Annotated in this window: 20 protein-coding genes and 1 other RNA gene; 10 read left to right on the forward strand and 11 right to left on the reverse strand. The window is 73.8% G+C overall.

The window, feature by feature from the left end:
• Nucleotides 1-2 precede the first annotated feature (2 nt).
• Both VR894_RS14275 and VR894_RS14280 read right to left on the reverse strand, forming a co-directional pair.
• Nucleotides 3-416, reverse strand: coding sequence for a pilus assembly protein CpaE (locus VR894_RS14275; RefSeq protein ID WP_324652578.1), 414 nt, complete (start codon nucleotides 414-416; stop codon nucleotides 3-5).
• The gene (locus VR894_RS14280) at nucleotides 413-1,291 is read right to left on the reverse strand and encodes a DUF72 domain-containing protein (RefSeq protein WP_324652580.1); all 879 of its coding nucleotides are present in this window, start codon (nucleotides 1,289-1,291) and stop codon (nucleotides 413-415) included. The genes VR894_RS14275 and VR894_RS14280 overlap by 4 nt, the downstream gene beginning before the upstream one ends.
• 61 nt (nucleotides 1,292-1,352) lie before the next feature.
• On the opposite strand from VR894_RS14280, the gene VR894_RS14285 reads away from it, so the two are divergent.
• Nucleotides 1,353-1,937, forward strand: a complete 585-nt coding sequence (locus VR894_RS14285; protein ID WP_324652581.1) for a GNAT family N-acetyltransferase — start codon at nucleotides 1,353-1,355, stop codon at nucleotides 1,935-1,937.
• Here the strand turns inward: VR894_RS14285 and VR894_RS14290 are convergent.
• Nucleotides 1,922-2,626: a formylglycine-generating enzyme family protein gene (locus VR894_RS14290; RefSeq protein WP_324652583.1), complete on the reverse strand. Its 705-nt coding sequence runs from the start codon at nucleotides 2,624-2,626 to the stop codon at nucleotides 1,922-1,924. The two genes, VR894_RS14285 and VR894_RS14290, sit on opposite strands and share 16 nt — an antisense overlap.
• A 138-nt stretch (nucleotides 2,627-2,764) precedes the next feature.
• On the opposite strand from VR894_RS14290, the gene VR894_RS14295 reads away from it, so the two are divergent.
• Nucleotides 2,765-3,640 carry an alpha/beta hydrolase gene (locus tag VR894_RS14295; protein ID WP_324652585.1) on the forward strand — a complete coding sequence of 292 codons (876 nt, stop codon included), beginning with the start codon at nucleotides 2,765-2,767 and terminating at the stop codon, nucleotides 3,638-3,640.
• Nucleotides 3,641-3,706: 66 nt separating this feature from the next.
• Here VR894_RS14295 and ssrA read toward each other — a convergent pair.
• The 4 genes from ssrA to smpB form a co-directional block, all read right to left on the reverse strand.
• Nucleotides 3,707-4,073: a transfer-messenger RNA gene (gene ssrA, locus VR894_RS14300) on the reverse strand.
• A gap of 83 nt (nucleotides 4,074-4,156) precedes the next feature.
• Entirely contained in the window at nucleotides 4,157-4,579 is a 423-nt protein-coding gene (locus VR894_RS14305; RefSeq protein ID WP_324652586.1) for a hypothetical protein, read from the reverse strand.
• Nucleotides 4,580-4,652: 73 nt separating this feature from the next.
• Nucleotides 4,653-6,521: a DUF2207 domain-containing protein gene (locus VR894_RS14310; protein ID WP_324652587.1), complete on the reverse strand. Its 1,869-nt coding sequence runs from the start codon at nucleotides 6,519-6,521 to the stop codon at nucleotides 4,653-4,655.
• Nucleotides 6,518-7,033, reverse strand: a complete 516-nt coding sequence (smpB, locus tag VR894_RS14315) for an SsrA-binding protein SmpB (RefSeq protein ID WP_324652589.1) — start codon at nucleotides 7,031-7,033, stop codon at nucleotides 6,518-6,520. The genes VR894_RS14310 and smpB overlap by 4 nt, the downstream gene beginning before the upstream one ends.
• Before the next feature lie 224 nt (nucleotides 7,034-7,257).
• On the opposite strand from smpB, the gene VR894_RS14320 reads away from it, so the two are divergent.
• Complete coding sequence (locus tag VR894_RS14320) at nucleotides 7,258-7,881, forward strand: hypothetical protein (RefSeq protein ID WP_324652591.1); 624 nt, start codon at nucleotides 7,258-7,260, stop codon at nucleotides 7,879-7,881.
• Nucleotides 7,882-7,888: 7 nt separating this feature from the next.
• Here VR894_RS14320 and VR894_RS14325 read toward each other — a convergent pair whose 3' ends face one another.
• Nucleotides 7,889-8,866, reverse strand: coding sequence for a zinc-binding dehydrogenase (locus VR894_RS14325; protein WP_324652592.1), 978 nt, complete (start codon nucleotides 8,864-8,866; stop codon nucleotides 7,889-7,891).
• A gap of 122 nt (nucleotides 8,867-8,988) precedes the next feature.
• Between VR894_RS14325 and VR894_RS19135 the strand changes: the two genes are divergently transcribed.
• Nucleotides 8,989-9,063, forward strand: coding sequence for a 50S ribosomal protein bL37 (locus VR894_RS19135; RefSeq protein ID WP_416380850.1), 75 nt, complete (start codon nucleotides 8,989-8,991; stop codon nucleotides 9,061-9,063).
• Nucleotides 9,064-9,115: 52 nt separating this feature from the next.
• Here the strand turns inward: VR894_RS19135 and rsrA are convergent, their stop codons facing one another.
• Nucleotides 9,116-9,394: a mycothiol system anti-sigma-R factor gene (rsrA, locus tag VR894_RS14330; RefSeq protein ID WP_324652593.1), complete on the reverse strand. Its 279-nt coding sequence runs from the start codon at nucleotides 9,392-9,394 to the stop codon at nucleotides 9,116-9,118.
• A complete protein-coding gene (locus VR894_RS14335) occupies nucleotides 9,391-10,092 on the reverse strand; it encodes a sigma-70 family RNA polymerase sigma factor (protein ID WP_416380846.1) in 702 nt (233 codons plus the stop codon). Before VR894_RS14335 ends, rsrA begins: the two co-directional genes overlap by 4 nt.
• Before the next feature lie 203 nt (nucleotides 10,093-10,295).
• Between VR894_RS14335 and VR894_RS14340 the strand changes: the two genes are divergently transcribed.
• The 5 genes from VR894_RS14340 to VR894_RS14360 all read left to right on the forward strand — a co-directional run bounded on the left by VR894_RS14340 (nucleotide 10,296) and on the right by VR894_RS14360 (nucleotide 14,937).
• A complete protein-coding gene (locus VR894_RS14340) occupies nucleotides 10,296-10,811 on the forward strand; it encodes a DoxX family protein (protein WP_324652595.1) in 516 nt (171 codons plus the stop codon).
• Between the two features lie 58 nt (nucleotides 10,812-10,869).
• On the forward strand, nucleotides 10,870-12,207 hold the full coding sequence (gene aroA, locus VR894_RS14345; protein WP_324652597.1) for a 3-phosphoshikimate 1-carboxyvinyltransferase: 1,338 nt from the start codon (nucleotides 10,870-10,872) through the stop codon (nucleotides 12,205-12,207).
• 10 nt (nucleotides 12,208-12,217) lie between these two features.
• A complete protein-coding gene (gene rsgA, locus VR894_RS14350) occupies nucleotides 12,218-13,261 on the forward strand; it encodes a ribosome small subunit-dependent GTPase A (RefSeq protein ID WP_324652599.1) in 1,044 nt (347 codons plus the stop codon).
• A gap of 62 nt (nucleotides 13,262-13,323) precedes the next feature.
• On the forward strand, nucleotides 13,324-14,127 hold the full coding sequence (gene hisN, locus VR894_RS14355) for a histidinol-phosphatase (RefSeq protein ID WP_324652601.1): 804 nt from the start codon (nucleotides 13,324-13,326) through the stop codon (nucleotides 14,125-14,127).
• Between the two features lie 69 nt (nucleotides 14,128-14,196).
• Nucleotides 14,197-14,937 carry an alpha/beta hydrolase gene (locus VR894_RS14360; protein ID WP_324652603.1) on the forward strand — a complete coding sequence of 247 codons (741 nt, stop codon included), beginning with the start codon at nucleotides 14,197-14,199 and terminating at the stop codon, nucleotides 14,935-14,937.
• A 233-nt stretch (nucleotides 14,938-15,170) separates the two neighbouring features.
• On the opposite strand, the gene VR894_RS14365 is transcribed toward VR894_RS14360, so the two are convergent.
• Entirely contained in the window at nucleotides 15,171-15,767 is a 597-nt protein-coding gene (locus tag VR894_RS14365; RefSeq protein ID WP_324652605.1) for a DUF664 domain-containing protein, read from the reverse strand.
• A gap of 89 nt (nucleotides 15,768-15,856) precedes the next feature.
• Between VR894_RS14365 and VR894_RS14370 the strand changes: the two genes are divergently transcribed.
• The gene (locus tag VR894_RS14370; protein WP_324652607.1) at nucleotides 15,857-16,363 is read left to right on the forward strand and encodes a DUF1992 domain-containing protein; all 507 of its coding nucleotides are present in this window, start codon (nucleotides 15,857-15,859) and stop codon (nucleotides 16,361-16,363) included.
• Nucleotides 16,364-16,390 lie beyond the last annotated feature (27 nt).

Here is a 16,390-nt window from a genome sequence, read left to right on the forward strand (position 1 = left end):
CCTCAGGCGCCCACCGCACGGCGCACGAGCGCGAGCAGTGCCTGCGCGTAGGCGTCCTCGACGTCGGCCGACCGGTGGGTCCGCACCACGCCGTCCGGGCCGGACGTGGTGACGACGTACTCCTCCTCGACCCGTTCCAGCCGGCGGAAGGTGCCGCCGAGGAACTCGCGCAGCTGGTCCTCCCTCGGCAGCCACAGGGCGTCGTCCTTCGACATGTTGTCCAGCGCCCACTCGGTGGTGCCGTTGAAGTTGAGGACCGTGCCGCTGGGGTAGGTCCGCGGCTCGATGACCATGTGGGACAGGATGAAGACGTCCTCGGAGAGCGCCTCGGCCTTGATCCGGAACCGGTCCCCCGGCGCCGGGTCCCAGCGTAGGCCGGCGTCTTCGAGCTCGCGGGCGAGACTGTCGCTGATCATCCGCCCAGTGTGCCCAGGTCCGTGCCGGTGCGCAGGTCCGCGGCAGCCGGGCCGACGGCGATGTCCCCGAGCAGGTCGCGCAGCGCGAGCGCGTCGAACGGTGCCCGCACCTTGGCGTCGTTGTCGAAGTAGACGACGACGTCGTGGCCCGCGTCGTGCCACCGCCGCACCTTGGCGGCCCACTCCCGCAGCGCGGCGGCGTCGTAGCCGCTGACGTACAGCTCCGCCGCACCGTGCAGGCGCACGTAGACGAGCCGGGACGTCGGCTCCTCGAAGATGGGCCACGTGGCCCCGCCGTCGGAGACGACGAGTGCCACGTCGTGGGCCCGGAGCAGGTCGCGGAAGGCCGGGTCGGCGAAGCTCTCATGCCGCACCTCCAGGGCGTGCCGCAGCGGGCGGTCGGTGTCGGTGACCGTCCACGCCCGGCCTTCGAGCCGCTCGTCGTGCCCCGCGGCGAGCTCCGCGGCGCGCCCCGTGCTGTGCGGGAGCAGGTCGAGGAACTCGGCCATGCGGTCGAGGTCGAGCCGCTGGCGCGCGGGCAGCTGCCACAGGAGCGGGCCGAGCCGGTCACCGAGCGTGAGGACGCCCGAGGCGAGAAAGTTGGCCAGCGGCAGCTGGGCGTCGCGAAGCTGCTTGAAGTGCGTGATGAACCGGCCGCCCTTGACGGCGAAGGTGAACCCCGACGGCGTGCTCTCCCGCCAGCGCTGGTAGGACTCGGGCCGCTGCAGGGAGTAGAACGAACCGTTGAGCTCGACGGTCGGGAACCGCGTGCCGATGTACTCGAGCTCCCGTCGCTGGGCCAGCCCGCGCGGGTAGAACGTCCCGCGCCAGGGCGCGTAGCGCCACCCGGACACGCCGATCCGCACCTCGGCCATGCCGGGAGTCTAGGAAGGCGTGCGGCACGTCGCCCGGTGGGGCCGGCTGGATACTGGCCGCATGGCACGACCAGCTCTCCCGCCGTGGCCCGCCATCCCGCCGCAGCACGGGGCCGTCCTGCTGCGCGCGGTACGGCTGGACGACGTCGCCATGGCCCGTGAGCTCTCCACCGACCCGTACGTGCAGATGACCGGCACCCTGCCGCTGAACGCGACCGACGACGACGCCGCGGCCTGGGTGCGTCGCCAGCAGGGACGTCACGCCGAGGGAGCCGGGTTCTCCTTCACGATCACCGACGTGGCGAGCCGTGCGCCGGTGGGCCACTGTGGCCTGTGGCTCCGTGAGCTCCCGCGCGGGCACGGCTCGGCGGGCTACTCGATCGCGCCCTCGGCCCGCGGCAGGGGCCTCGCCGCGGACGCCCTGCGCGCGCTCACCGCGTTCGGCTGGAGCCTCCCCGGCCTCGCGCGAGTAGCGCTCTACATCGAGCCGTGGAACGTCGCCTCGCTCCGCACGGCCGAACGCGCCGGATACGTCCGGGACCTCCTGCTCCGGGACCACGAGGTGGGCGAGGGCGTCCGCCGGGACGTCCTGCGCTACGTCGCGACGCGCCACGAGCACCCGCCCACCCGTCAGGAGGAGGGCTGACCTCGGTCGACGGCCCGTGACCGTGCCACGCGGAAGCCCAGGTCCTCGATGGCGAACGTCGGGTGGCTGCGCCGTCGCACGCCGGCACGGCAGCTCCACTCCGGGTCGCTCCACCCGCCGCCGCGCAGGACGCGGTACTCGCCGTAGACGACCGGGTCGTAGCGCTCGACGCACCACTCCCAGACGTTGCCGAGCATGTCGTGCAGTCCCCATGCGTTGGGCGCCCGGGTGGCGACCGGGTGGACGTGGCCACCGGCGTTGTCCGCGTACCAGGCGATCTCGTCAAGGTCGCCGTAGCGCGGCGTCGTCGTCCCCGCCCGGCACGCGTGCTCCCACTCCGCCTCCCGGGGCAGCCGGTACCCGAGCGCCCCCTCGACGGCGGTCACGTCCTCACCGTCGACGACGTACGCCGGCTCGTGCCCCTCCGCGACGGACAGCGCGTTGCAGAACCGCACGGCGTCGAACCAGGACACCGTCTCCACGGGAAGGTCCGCGCCGTCGGACATGCTCGGCGACGCACCGAGGACCTGCCGGTACTGGGCCTGGGTGACCGGCACCCTGCCCAGGAGGAAGGGCGCGACGGCGACGCGCCACCGCGTCTCGGTACGCCGGTCGGCGAGCTCGACGTGCCCGCCGGGTACGGCGACCAGGTCGCGGACGCCGTCGTCGACCTGGCTGGGCTGCGGCACCTCCCGAGCGTAACCGGACCCCGACGGCGGCGGTCGCCGGCGAGCCGTCGAACTCACCCGATGACATTGCCTCCCCTCGCCGGTCAGTAGGCAGCACGAGCACAGCGGCAGGTGCCGCCCACGACAAGGAGTGACGCGATGACAACGACCACGGCCGAGACGAGAACCCTGGACGTCCCCGGCGCGACGCTGACGTACGACGTCAGGGGCCCGCTGCCCACCCCCGACGGGACACCACCGCTGCTGCTCATCGGCCAGCCGATGGACGCCAGTGGGTTCACCACCCTCGCTTCCCACGTCGCCGACCGCACCGTGGTCACCTACGACCCGCGCGGCCTGGGCCGCAGCACCCGTCAGGACGGCAGCACCACCCAGACCCCCGAGCAGCAGGCCGACGACGTCCACCGCCTCGTCGCGGCCCTCGGCGCCGGGCCGGTCGACCTGTTCGGCTCCAGCGGCGGCGCGGTGACGGCCCTGTGCCTGGCGGCGACGCACCCGGACGACGTCCGCGCCGTCGTCGCCCACGAGCCGCCGATGCTGCCGGTCCTCCCGGACGCGGAGAACGCCTCGGCCGCGTGGCAGCGCGTGCGACAGACCTACGACGAGCGCGGGTGGGGCTGGGGCATGGCGGCGTTCATCACGATGACGTCCTGGCAGGGCGAGTTCCCCGACGGCTTCGGCACCGAGCCGACCGATCCCGCGATGTTCGGCATGCCGGCCGAGGACGACGGTTCCCGGGACGACCCGCTCCTGTCCGGCGCCGCGGATGCGATCACGGGGTACCGGCCCGACGTCGCCGCCCTGGCCGCCGCGCCGGTGCGGCTCGTGCTCGCGGTGGGGATCGAGAGCAAGGACACGATGACGTGGCGTGCACCGGCGGCGCTGGCCGAGCAGCTCGGCGTGGACCTCGCGGTCTTCCCGAGCAACCACGGCGGCTTCCTCGGAGGGGAGTTCGGGCAGACCGGCGAGCCCGAGGCCTTCGCCGCGCGTCTGCGGGAGGTGCTCGCCGGCTGAGCTCAGCGATGGGTGCCCGGACATGCCGAAGGCCGCCTCCGTGAGGAGGCGGCCTTCGGCTGGGGATGGTGGAGATGGCGGGAATCGAACCCGCGTCCGACGGCGCAGAACCAGAGCTTCTCCGGGTGCAGTCTGCTGCGATTTTCTCGGCCCCAGCGATCACGCAGACAAGTCGCTGACGGGCTCAGTCATCTGGAAGTCCCCGCAGCCCCGATGACGAGGGCTGCGAGCAGTGGCTCTCTAGCTGACGCCAGGAACCGGGTCGAGAGCTAGCCCGGGCTGACGGACTTCAGGACTCGCTCAGGCGGCGAGTGCGAAGTCGGTGCGCTTGGAATCGGCACCTATTGGTTTGCAGAGGGCGTTATCGAGATAACTCTGCATCCTCGACCCGCTTCCTCTGGCACGACGACCGTCGTCGAAACCGATCATCCCCCTGTTGAGTTGTCAATCACCGACCGGGGCCGGCTGGTCCATCATACGTCCCAACGAGCCCCTGGTCAGGTCTATTCCCGGCGGCTACTTCTTCGACGTCACGGCGTCGAGGACAAGCCCGAGGCCGATGCCGAGCATGAAGACGTCCTTGGCGATGGCGGTTCCGTCGGAGGTGGGCCGGATGCCGTCGTCCTCGGTCATGCCGGGGAGCTTGAGGTACATCCGGAGCAGGCCGGTGGAGAACGCGGTGAGCCCGAGCCCGGCGAGCCACGACGGCACCAGGGGCAGGAGGAGCGCGGCGCCGAGGGCCGTCTCACCGGTCGACACGAGCTTGCCGAAGTCCTGCGGGGACATGTCCTTGAGCTGGGGGAACGCGTGGGCCGCCATGCCCTGCAGGCCGGCCGCCGACTCCTCGTCGAGCTCGCGCTTGCTGAGGCCGGAGTTGAGGATGAACGCGCCCGCAGCCAGGCGTGGCGGCACGTGGCGGAGCTTGATCGGCAGACCCATGGTCGTTCCCCTTGCAGAGTCGGTGTCGGACACGATCCAACCTAGCCCGGCCACCGCGTCTCCGCAGGAGTGCCTACCAGCTGCCCCCGCCCATCCCACCGGCGCCGCCGCCGACAGAGCCGGAGAAGCCCGAGCCGCCGCTGCTGGAGGCGGACGTGACGGCGGACGTCGCGGCGTCGGCGAAGGCCCCGACCGACCCGGTGAAGGCCTCCGGGCTCGTCCACCAGCCCGCGCCGGCGGCGACCGGGACGTACCAGTCGGGAGCCGCGACGTGCTGTCCGCGTGCTGCCGCCTCCGCGAGGGTCGTCGCCCAACGCTCGGTGAGCCCGAAGATCATCGCGTAGGGCAGGTAGCGGGAGAAGACGTCCTGGCCCTCCTCGTAGCGGATCTGGCCGGCCTCGGCGGTGGCAAGGTACTGACGGAAGCCGAGCGTCTGCGCGAGCACGGCGGTGCCGGCCGGGGTGCGGGCCGGGGCCGCGGCGGACGCGAACGCCACGACGAGCCCGGTGACGACGAGCGGCAGGCCGAGCACCGCCGGCCAGCGCACCAGCACGAGCACGCCGGTCGTCACCAGCCCGAGGACGAGGAGCCCCACACCGGCGACGACCCAGCGGGTCCGCACCGCGGTGGGGTTGCCCGTGAACCACCCGTGCTCGGTGACCGTCCGGTACAGCGCCTCCTGGGTCGTGCCGACCGCCGCGGCGTACTCCTCGGCCGCCTCCGAGAGCGTCACGGGCTCGCGACCCGCGCCGAGGACGCGGTCGAGGAGGTCGGCCTCGTAGGGCTCGAGCTGCCCGTCCCAGTCCCGCAGCGGCACGATCCGCCAGTCGCTGACGTCGTCCTCCGGCTTCTCGGGTGCGACCTCCTCGATGCGCACGAAGCCCCGCACCGCGAGGTCCACGAGCGTGGCCGCGACGTCGCGGGGGTCGGCCACCTCGTCGTGGAGCGTGCCGATCTCACCCGGCCGGACGTCGTCGGGCGGGGTGAAGCGGACGGCGACCGGCTGGCGCCGGCGAGCGGGACCCACACGGTGGGGCCGGTCGGACGCCGGCGTCAGCCCCGGCGTCGTCCCCAGGTAGGCCTGGTCCCGGCCGCGGCGGGTGGCGGAGACGACGGCGCCACCGACCCCCAGGACGGCGAGCGCACCGGCAGCACCGCCGGTGGCCGGGGTGAGCTGCATCGTGTTGGCCCAGGTGCGGCGCGGCTGGTACGCGGGCTCGGCACCGGTGACGGTCCCCTCCGGCCACCCGACGACGACGCTCAGCCCCTCACCCTCGTCCAGCCGCTCCTGCGCGACGTCGACCCGCTCGCGCCCCGGCCGGCCGGGATCGTCACACGGCGTGTCCGAGCCGGTGCGCCCCACGTGGCAGGCAGCGGCCGCGGCGGGAGCCGGGCCGGTGACGGCCACGGTGAGGTTGTGGATCTCGACGTCGAAGCCGCCCGGTGCCACGACGTTCCAGAACAGCTCGTCGCGGACGGTGCCGTCCGGGCCGGGGACGGCGGGGGTGAGGAGCCCGTCGACCGTGTACGCGACGCGGTAGTCGTGCACGCCGGTGACCTCGACGTCCTCGTCGCCGATGTACAGCTGGACGGCGCCGCCCTCCCGCTCCACACGCAGGTCGTCCGGTGCGTCGGTGAGCGACTCCGCCGTCACGTCGCTGACCGCCGTCCTCCGGTAGCGGTCGGGGTCGTCGGCGATCTCCTGGAGCTCAGCGAGGACGAGGAACGGGCCGTGCGCCTCGTCGTCGCCGAAGTCGTAGGTGAAGTCGAGCGCGACGCGGACCGCGCCGCCGTCGGCCGCGACGCGGGCGCTCACGTCCATGCGGCTGATCTGACCGACCGAGTCGTCCGCGGACGCGGGAGCGGCGAGCGGGAGGAGCAGGGCCGTCAGCAGCAGGGCCAGCGCGGCGACGGGCCCGGCGCGACGGACCCGTGCGCTCACCTGATGGTGCGCAGGCTCATCGCACGCTGCGCCTCGCGCTCGTCCTGCTTCTCGCGCAGCGCGTGCCGCTTGTCGTACTCCTTCTTGCCGCGGGCCAGCGCGATGAGGACCTTGGCCTTGCCCCGGATGAAGTACAGCTCGAGCGGGACGACGGTGTGCCCCTTCTCCCGGCTCTTGCCCGCCAGCCTGTCGATCTCGGTGCGGTGGAGGAGCAGCTTGCGCTTGCGGCGCACCGCGTGGTTGGTCCACGTGCCCTGGCTGTACTCCGGGATGTGGACCCCTTGGAGCCAGGCCTCGCCCCCGTCGATCTCGACCCAGCCGTCGACGAGCGAGGCCCGCCCCATCCGCAGCGACTTCACCTCGGTGCCGGTGAGCGCCAGGCCGGCCTCGATGGTCTCGTCGATGTGGTAGTCGTGGCGGGCCTTCTTGTTCCGGGCGACCACGCTGCGCTTGTCCGCCTCGGCCTTGGCCTTCTCGGCCGCGGTGGGCTTGCGTGGCTTGGTCGGGGACACCGGTGGGCTCCTTCGGGGACGAGCGGCTCGGCGCCGGAGGGCGCGAGACAGCGGGGGTTGCGACGTTCCAGCGTAGTCCAGCGGCGGGCGCCCGTCGTCGCCATATCGCCGGCACCGGGACGCGGGTGCCGCTGACGACGACGCCGCAGGGCCAGGGCCGTAGGACCCAGGACACCGCCGCGCCGCGGCGTGACGATAGGGGACGACGACGTCGGGAGAGTGCGATGAGCCAGCAGGTGCTCAGTGGACGGGCCCGGGTGGGCCGCGCCGCGACGACGCTCGCCCAGCTCGTCGAGGGGCCACCGGACCCCGCTCTCCACGCGGCGCTCCCGGACCTCCCGTGGCCGATCCACGACGCCGAGGCATTACGCGGTGTGGCTCTCCTGGAGGAGTCCAGGCTCGCCGGCGAGCACCCCGACCGGCTCCGGCTGGACCACGCCCGGCTCTTCCGCGGGGTCCACGACTGGTCCCCGGTGGGGACCCGCGGCACTCCCGGCCGCCCGCCGTCGGCCGCCCCGCCCAGTCGCCCACCGGTCGCCCCCACCGGGGTGCCCGCCGACGCGGAGCGTGCCCTGCGCCGTCTGCTCGGGCAGGTCGCGGGCGCCGGTCTGCTGCCTGGCGGGTGGACGCCGGACCTGCCCGGCGTCCTGCGTGCCCATGCAGCCCTCGCGGCCGTGCCCGCGGCGGGTGACGCCGCACGCTGGCACGGCGAGCTCGTCAGTGAGCACCTGCTCACGTGGGGCGCGCGGTGCCTCACCCGGGTGCAGCTGGGCGCTCAGACCTTTTGCTACCAGGGTGCCGCGATCGTGGGCCTCGGCGTCCTGCGTCTGGCCGCCGACCCGCACTGACGGCCGGTCAGCTGCCCGCCACCTCCAGGACGAGCTTGCCGAAGACCTCCCCCTCGGCCAGGCGTGCGAAGGCGCGGCCTGCCTCCGCGAGCGGGACCACGTCGTCGACGACCGGACGCGCACCCGAGACGACGAGCAGCGCGGCCACGAGGCGGAGCTCCTCGAACGTGCCCATCGTCGAGCCGACCACCCGCACGCTCCGGAAGAACACCCTGTTGAGCTCGGCGGGAGGCATCGCACCGCTCGTCGCCCCCGCGACAGCGATCGTCCCGCCGGGGCGCAGGACGCGCAGCGAGTGCGCCCAGGTCGCCTCCCCCACCGTCTCGACGACGGCGTCGACCTGTCCGGGCAGCCGCGCGCCGCTCGGGAACACGGCGTGCGCGCCCAGGTCGAGCGCGCGCTGGTTCCGGTCGGCGTCCCGTCCGCACACCCACACCTCCAGGCCGGCGGCCCGGCCGAGCACGACGGCGGCGGTCGACACCCCGCCCCCGGCGCCCTGGACCAACACCCGCTGCCCGGGACGGAGCTCGGCGGCGTGGAAGAGGAGCCGGTAGGCGGTGAGGTAGGCCGTGGGCAGGCACGCGGCCTGCGCCCAGCTCAGCTCCGACGGCTTGGGCAGCAGGTTGCCCGGCGGCACCCAGACCGTCTCGGCGAGGGTTCCCGGGTACTTCTCCGACAGGAGCGTGCGTGCGGGGTCGAGCGTCTCGTCCCCGCGCCACCGCGGGTCACCCACGACCGAGTGGACGATGACCTCGCGGCCCTCGGCGTCGACGCCGGCCGCGTCGCAGCCCAGCACCATGGGCAGTCGGTCCGCGGGAAGCCCGACGCCACGCAACGACCAGAGGTCGTGGTGGTTGAGCGCTGCCGCGCGGACACGGACCTGAACCCAGTCGGGGTGCGGCGGCCCCGGGTCCTCGAGGTCGGCGACGACGAGCCCGCTCAGCGGGTCCGAGGCGTCCTGGCCGGCGGCGTAGGCGGCGAGCATGGCCCTACCCTGCCACGCCGGCACGGCGACACCGCCCGGTGCCGGCCGACGCGGCACGTGTGCGAGAATAGGAGACTGTGAACCCACCCGTCGGGTGGAACGGCACAACCCCGGGAGCCAACATGAGCAAGCGCGGACGCAAGCGCAAGGCACGCGCCAAGAGCGGCGCGAACCACGGTAAGCGCCCCAACGCCTGAGACCGTGACAGGAAGGGTCGGCCGGAAGGCCGGCCCTTTCGCATGCCCGGGGTCAGCGCACCGTGCCGCCGGAGCGCAGCACGCTGATCTGGGTGAGGACGCGCAGCCGCAGGGTGGTGGGGGCGACCTCCTGGCAGGAGCGACGCAGCAGCACCCGGATGCGGGTCTCCGCGTCCGTGGCCTCGCGGCAGGTCGGGCACTCCTCGACGTGGCGGCGCAGCCGCTCACGGTCTCCGTCGGTCATCTCCGAGTCGACGAACTCGAAGAGGTGCTCGAGGAGCTCCTCACAGTTGCAGCCGGCGATCGGGTCGGCCAGGTTCTCGTCGGTCACGGTGTCGCCTCGATTGTCATTCCCAGGTCCCGGGCGTGGTCGGCGAGCCGCTCACGCAGCTGGCGGCGCCCGCGGTGCAGCCGCGACATGACGGTCCCGATGGGGGTCGACATGATCTCGGCGATCTCCTTGTAGGCGAACCCCTCGACGTCGGCGAGATACACCGCGATGCGGAAGTCCTCGGGCAGCTCCATGAGGGCGTCGCGGATCTCGGAGTCCGGCAGCCGGTCCATCGCCTCCATCTCCGCAGAGCGCAGACCCGTGGAGGTGTGGGACGCGGCGCGGTGGATCTGCCAGTCCTCGACGTTCTCCGCGTCCGACTGCTGGGGCTGACGCTGCTTCTTGCGGTAGGTGTTGATGAAGGTGTTCGTGAGGATGCGGTACAGCCAGGCCTTGAGGTTCGTGCCCGGCCGGTACTGGTGAAAGGCGGCGAAGGCCTTGGTGAACGCCTCCTGCACGAGGTCCTCCGCGTCGGCCGGGTTGCGTGTCATCCGCATCGCGGCGCCGTAGAGCTGGTCGAGGTACGGCAGCGCCTCGGCCTCGAAGCGCGCCGCTCGGTCCGCGTCACTCTCGGTCTCGGGTGCGCGCTCCAGATCTCGGTCCTCGGTCATCACCCACGAGCCTAGTCCGCCCGGGCCGGAGTGCGCGCTGCGGGCCGACGGCGGTCCGCCGGCACGGACGAGGGGCGGCAAGGTCATACCGGATCCAACGGACTGGTCGGGCGCGCTATTCCGGTGGGCACTCCCGTGTCCGGCCACCGCGTGACGCCCCGGGCGTGGGAGCGACGGACGGCCGCGCGCGTCCCCCCGGCACGCGCGCGGCGCGGGGCGCCTCCGCGGCCGTCGCAGGCGGGTGACCCACAGCACTCGCAGCACGGCCGGGATTGCGGTAGCAATGGTCCATGAGCATCTCCCGCCGCCTCGCCCGCCCGCTGCTCGCCTCATCGTTCGTCGCGTCCGGAGTCGACGCGCTGCTGCACCCCGACTCCCACGTCGAGCGCTTCCGCAAGGTGGAGCCCGCCCTCGAGAAGGCCGGGATCCCGCCCTCGATCGCCTCGGACACGCGCCTGCTCGTCCGCGTGAGCGGCGGGATCACCGCGCTCGCCGGCCTCATGCTGGCCACCAACCGCAACCCGCGGTCGGCCGCCCTCACCCTCGCGGCGGTCACGGTGCCGGTGACCCTCGTCAACAACCCCTTCTGGACCGCCACGGGCAAGGAGCGCAAGAAGGAGATGCGGCGCGGCCTGCTCACCGGGGCCAGCCTCGTCGGAGGGCTGCTCATCGCCGGGCTCGACAGGGACGGCAAGCCCTCCCTCACCTGGCGCGCCGCCAATACCCGCGGCCACAAGACGGCCCTGCGTGAGCTCAAGGCGGCCGCCAAGGAGAGCAAGGCCGACCTCAGGGCGAAGCTCGGCTGACACGACCACCCCGCCCCGGGGGTCCGGGCCGAGCGACCCGCCCGCTACCCTCGGGGGCATGTCAACCCAGACCACGTCCGACATCGCCTGGGCGGCACCGGTAGCGTCCGGGCCGCTCGACGCCGTCGTCCCGGTTCCCGGTTCGAAGTCGCTGACCAACCGCTACCTGCTGCTCGCTGCGCTGGCCGCCGAGCCCACCCAGCTGCACCGCCCCCTGCACTCGCGCGACTCGGCGCTCATGGTCGAGGCCCTGCGTGCCCTCGGGGTGCGGGTCGAGCACGTCGACGCAGACGGCCGACCGGCCGCCGACGGGCCGGACCTTCTCATCGACCCCGCCCCCCTCCGTGGCCCGGCCCGGGTCGACTGCGGCCTCGCGGGGACCGTCATGCGCTTCGTGCCGCCGCTCGCGGCGCTCGCCGACGGGACCGTCACCTTCGACGGGGACCCCCAGGCGCTCAAGCGCCCGATGGGTCCGATCATCGAGGCCCTGCGTGACCTCGGCGCGCAGGTGGACGACGACGGCCGCGGCACGCTGCCCTTCACCGTCCACGGCACCGGCGGCCTGCCGGGAGGCGTCGTGACGGTCGACGCAAGCGCGTCCAGCCAGTTCGTCTCCGGGCTGCTGCTCATCGCTCCCCGCCTCGCGCGTGGGCTGGACCTGCGCCGCGTCGGCCCGATGCCCAGCCAGCCGCACGCCGCGATGACCGTCGAGGTCCTGCGCGAGCGCGGCGTCGTCGTCGACGTCACACTCGGCGACGACGGCGAGCCCGCCCGCTGGCAGGTCCAGCCCGGTCCCGTCGCGGGCGGGCTGGTCCCGGTCGAGCCGGACCTGTCGAACGCCGGGCCGTTCCTCGCCGCCGCGCTCGTGGCGGGCGGCCGGGTCCAGGTCCCCGACTGGCCGACGCGCACCTCACAGGCCGGTGACCACCTGCGGGACCTGCTCGTCCAGATGGGGGCGACCGTCGAGCTGAGCCCGGCAGGGCTGACGGTCAGCGGCAACGGCTCCATCCGTCCCCTGGACGTCGACCTCCACGCCGCCGGCGAGCTCACCCCGACGATCGCGGCCCTGTGCACGCTCGCCGACGGACCGAGCCGGCTGCGCGGCGTCGCGCACCTCCGGGGACACGAGACCGACCGGCTGGCCGCCCTGGTCACCGAGATCACCCGCCTCGGGGGGAACGCACGGGAGACGGCGGACGGGCTGGAGATCGAGCCGGGCCAGCTGCACCCCGCCCGCCTCGAGACCTACCACGACCACCGGATGGCGACCTTCGGCGCCATCGTCGGTCTGCGCGTCCCGGGGACCGAGGTCGTGGACGTCGCCACGACGGCCAAGACGCTGCCGGACTTCACCCGGATGTGGACCGACATGGTCGCGACGGGCCGCCGCGGCTGAGGACGGGGTGATGAGCCGGCAGCGGGACATCGGCACCGACGACGAACGCGTCCGCGTCCGCCCGTCCAAGCGCGGTTCACGCCCGCGCACCAAGCAACGCCCCCAGCACGAGGACGCCACCGAGGCCCGGGTGCTCGCCGTCGACCGCGGCCGGTACACGCTGCTCACCGCCGACGGCATGCGGCTGGCGGCGATGAAGGCGCGCGAGCTGGGCCGCGGTGCCCGCAACGCCGTCGTCGTCGGCGACCGGGTGCGCGTCGTCGGCGACACGACCGGACGGCCCGGCTCGCTCGCCCGCATCGTGCGCGTCGAGGACCGTACGACCGCGCTGCGGCGCTCCGCGGAGGACAGCGAGGCGGCCGGCGTCGAGCGGGTCATCGTCGCGAACGCGGACCGTCTGCTCATCGTCACGGCGCTCGCCGACCCGCCGCCGCGACCGCGCATGGTCGACCGCTGCCTCGTGGCGGCCTTCGACGCCGGCATGCAGCCGGTGCTCGTGCTCACCAAGGCCGACCTCGCCGATGCCGGCCCCTTCCTCGCCCAGTACGCGGCACTCGAGGTCCCGGCCCTGGTGACGTCCGTCGTCGACGGTGAGGTCCGCGGCCTCGACGCCGTCCGCGAGCTGGTCACCGGGCACGAGTCGGTCCTCGTCGGGCACTCGGGCGTGGGGAAGTCCACGCTCATCAACGCCCTCGTCCCGGGAGCGCACCGGGCCACCGGCGTGGTCAACGTGGTGACCGGTCGGGGACGGCACACGTCGAGCTCGGCGGTGGCGCTCGAGCTGCCCGGCGGGGGCTGGGTCATCGACACCCCGGGTGTGCGCTCCTTCGGGCTCGCGCACGTCGGCCCCGACGACCTGCTGCGCGGGTTCCCGGACCTCGCCGAGGTGGCCGCCGAGTGCCCGCGCGGCTGTGACCACGAGGAGGACTCCCCGGACTGCGAGCTCGACGCGTGGGTGGCACGCGGCGACGGCGGACCCGCGGGCGAGGCGCGCCTGGAGTCGTTCCGACGGCTGCTGTCCTCCCGGACGGCGAGCGCCGCCGCGGAGTTCTGAGCGCGCCGGGCGCCCGGCGCGCTTCCCGCCCCGGCTGTGCCCGCGCGGTTAGCGTGGCAGCCATGCCCACTTCCCGGCCTCGGTACGACGACGACCTGCGCCTGGCCCACGTGATCGCCGACCAGGTCGATGCCCAGACGATGGCGCGGTTTCAGGCGCTGGACCTCGTGGTGGAGACCAAGCCCGACCTCACGCCCGTCTCCGACGCCGACCGCAGCGCCGAGGAGATCGTCCGGTCGCAGCTGCGTCGCACCCGTCCCCGCGACTCCGTCCTCGGCGAGGAGTTCGGGACCACGGGCCACTCGCAGCGCCAGTGGATCATCGACCCCATCGACGGGACGAAGAACTTCGTCCGCGGTGTCCCGGTCTGGGCCACGCTGATCGCGCTGGTCGAGGACGACGAGGTGGTGCTCGGTGTCGTCTCCGCACCGGCACTGAGCCGCCGCTGGTGGGCGGCCCTTGGCTCCGGGGCCTGGACCGGCCGCTCGCTGTCCACCGCGCGTCAGCTCCACGTCTCCAGCGTGTCGCGTATCGAGGACGCCTCCCTGAGCTACTCCTCCCTCGACGGGTGGGCCGAGGCCGGGCGGCTGCGGGCCTTCCTCAACCTCGCGCAGCGGTGCTGGCGCACCCGCGCGTACGGCGACTTCTGGTCCTACATGCTCGTCGCCGAGGGCGCCGTGGACCTCGCGGCCGAACCCGAGCTCGAGGTCTACGACATGGCCGCGCTCGTCCCGATCGTCACCGAGGCGGGCGGCCGGTTCACCAGCCTCTACGGGGCTCCGGGGCCGTTCGGCGGCAACGCCGTCGTCACCAACGGCACCCTCCACGACGAGGTGCTGGAGATGCTCACCGCCCAGGCGGACTGACCCCGCCGACTCCTAGCCGCGGGCGGGACCCGAGCACTACCCTCGACGCACGCCGACGAGGGAGACGCCATGTCGCACGATGCGCCCACCGCCCCTGCCCCAGTCATCCTCGTCCCCGGCTTCTGGCTCGGTGCGTGGGCCTGGGACGAGGTCGTCGAGGAGCTGCGGGACGCCGGGGTCGAGGCCCGTGCGCTCACCCTCCCCGGCCTGTCCCCCGATGCCCGAAACCGCGGCCGCGTCACCATGGAGGACCACGTCGCGGCGATCCGTGAGGCGGTCGAGGCGGCCGAGCGCCCGCCGGTTCTGGTCGTCCACAGCGGCGCGGGCTTCCCCGGGTACGCGGTGAGCGACCGGGTCCCCGACCGGATCGCGGCCATGGTCTACGTCGACACCGCCCCGGGCGTCGGCGCGATGAACCCCGAGGTGCAGGGCGAGGAGATGCCACTGGACTGGGAGGAGCTCAGTGCCGAGGAGAACCTCGACGGCCTCAGCCCGGAGCAGCTGCAGACCTTCCGTGACCGCGCCGTCCCCCAGCCGGGAGCGGTCGTCCGGGAGGGGGTGACGCTGTCCGACGACGCCCGGCGTGAGGTGCCCACGACGATCGTCTGCACCAGCTACTCCGCCGCGGAGTACCAGCAGTACGCGGCGCAGGAGGGCATGGCGTGGCTGGCGGGCATCCGCGAGCTCCGTGACATCACCTGGGTGGACCTCCCGACGAGCCACTGGCCGATGTGGTCACGGCCCGGCGAGCTGGCCGCGATCATCGCGGACGTCGCACGCAACGCCATGGCCGGCCGCCCGACGAGCTGAGCCCGGCCCGCCGTCCTGCCGTCCTGCCGTCGCCGAGGTCGCCGACACCCGGTGCGCGGGGACGCCCGGTGGAGCAGGGCCATCTCCGGTGGGTCGCCCATCTCGCTCATCCGGAGGTGTTCAGAGGGGCGGAGGACGATCGAAAGGGGCGACGAACCGGGTGACAGCCCGCCGGCCGCACCGCCGGATCGGCCGACGCCGTCGGGCTGGCGCCGTCAACCGTCGCCGCCGGACTAGCCCGCCGTTCCCGCGGTCGCCGTGCCCGCGTCGTCGGCGGGCAGCATCGGCCAGTCCGGCGGGGGGTCGTCCCCCACCCGCCCGTCGATGGCCTCGCGGAGCAGGTCGAGGTGCCCGGTGTGCCGGGCGTACTCCTCGATGAGGTCGAGGACGAGGCGCCGCAGGCTGGGGTGGCCGTCCTCGTGCTCGAGGTGGGCGGGCTGGTCGAGGCCGCCGTCGGCCAGGGCCCCCCGGAGCCGCTCCCGCGACCTGCCCACCGCGTCCTCCCACAGCCGGTAGAGGTCCTGCGCCGTCTCCTCGGGGCCCGCGGTGAACTGCCAGGACGACGGGTCCTGCCCCTCCGGGGCGAGGAGCCAGGTCTCGGGCGGGTGGCCGGCGAGACGCCAGGCGAAGGTGTCGTCCTCGACGACGGCGAGGTGCTTGAGGAGGCCGCCGACCGTGAGCTCCGTCGTCGGCAGCACGCGACGGCGCAGCTGGTCGGCGTCCAGACCGTCGGCCTTCCACCGGAAGCTGGCACGCATCCGCTCGAGCGAGCCCACCACGTGCTCGGCCTCCGTGCCGGCCAGCGGCGGCTCCCAGGGCGCCTGGTCCATGACGTCCTCCTCGACCGGGTGGGGCGAACGCTAGTCCTCGTCGAGGAGTTGCACTAGCCCGCACGCGGGCGCCTTGGCACGCTGGGGGGATGACCGACCGCAAGCCGGCGGACGTGCCGGTGCACACCTGGGTCGACCGGCTCATCAGGGAGGCCGAGGAGCGCGGCGCCTTCGACAACCTCCCCGGTGCGGGCAAACCGCTGCCGGGCCTCGACAGGCCGCTCGACGAGGACTGGTGGATCCGGCAGAAGCTGCGCAGCGAGGACCTGCCCACCGACGGCCTGCTCCCGCCCGCGCTGCAGCTGCGCCGGGAGCTCGCCGCCCTGCCCGAGACGGTGCGCGACCTGAGCGACGAGGACGCCGTGCGTGCCGCGGTGCGTGAGGTCAACGCGCGGGTCGCCGCGTGGATCCGCACACCCTCCGGACCCGTCCTGCCCGTCGCACCGGCCGACGTCGACGCCGTCGTCGCCCAGTGGCGCGCGGGACGCGAGGCCGCCGCTCCGGGGTCCCCACCGGAGGACGGGACCACCCCTCGGCCCGGTGACCGGCGCCCGTGGTGGCGACGCCGGCGGCGCTCCCCACGTCGCAGTGAGTGACACCCCGTCGCCAGCGTCCCGGGCGAT

Source organism: Georgenia sp. H159, from assembly GCF_035607575.1.
In the GTDB taxonomy this organism is placed as follows: Bacteria; Actinomycetota; Actinomycetes; order Actinomycetales; family Actinomycetaceae; genus Oceanitalea.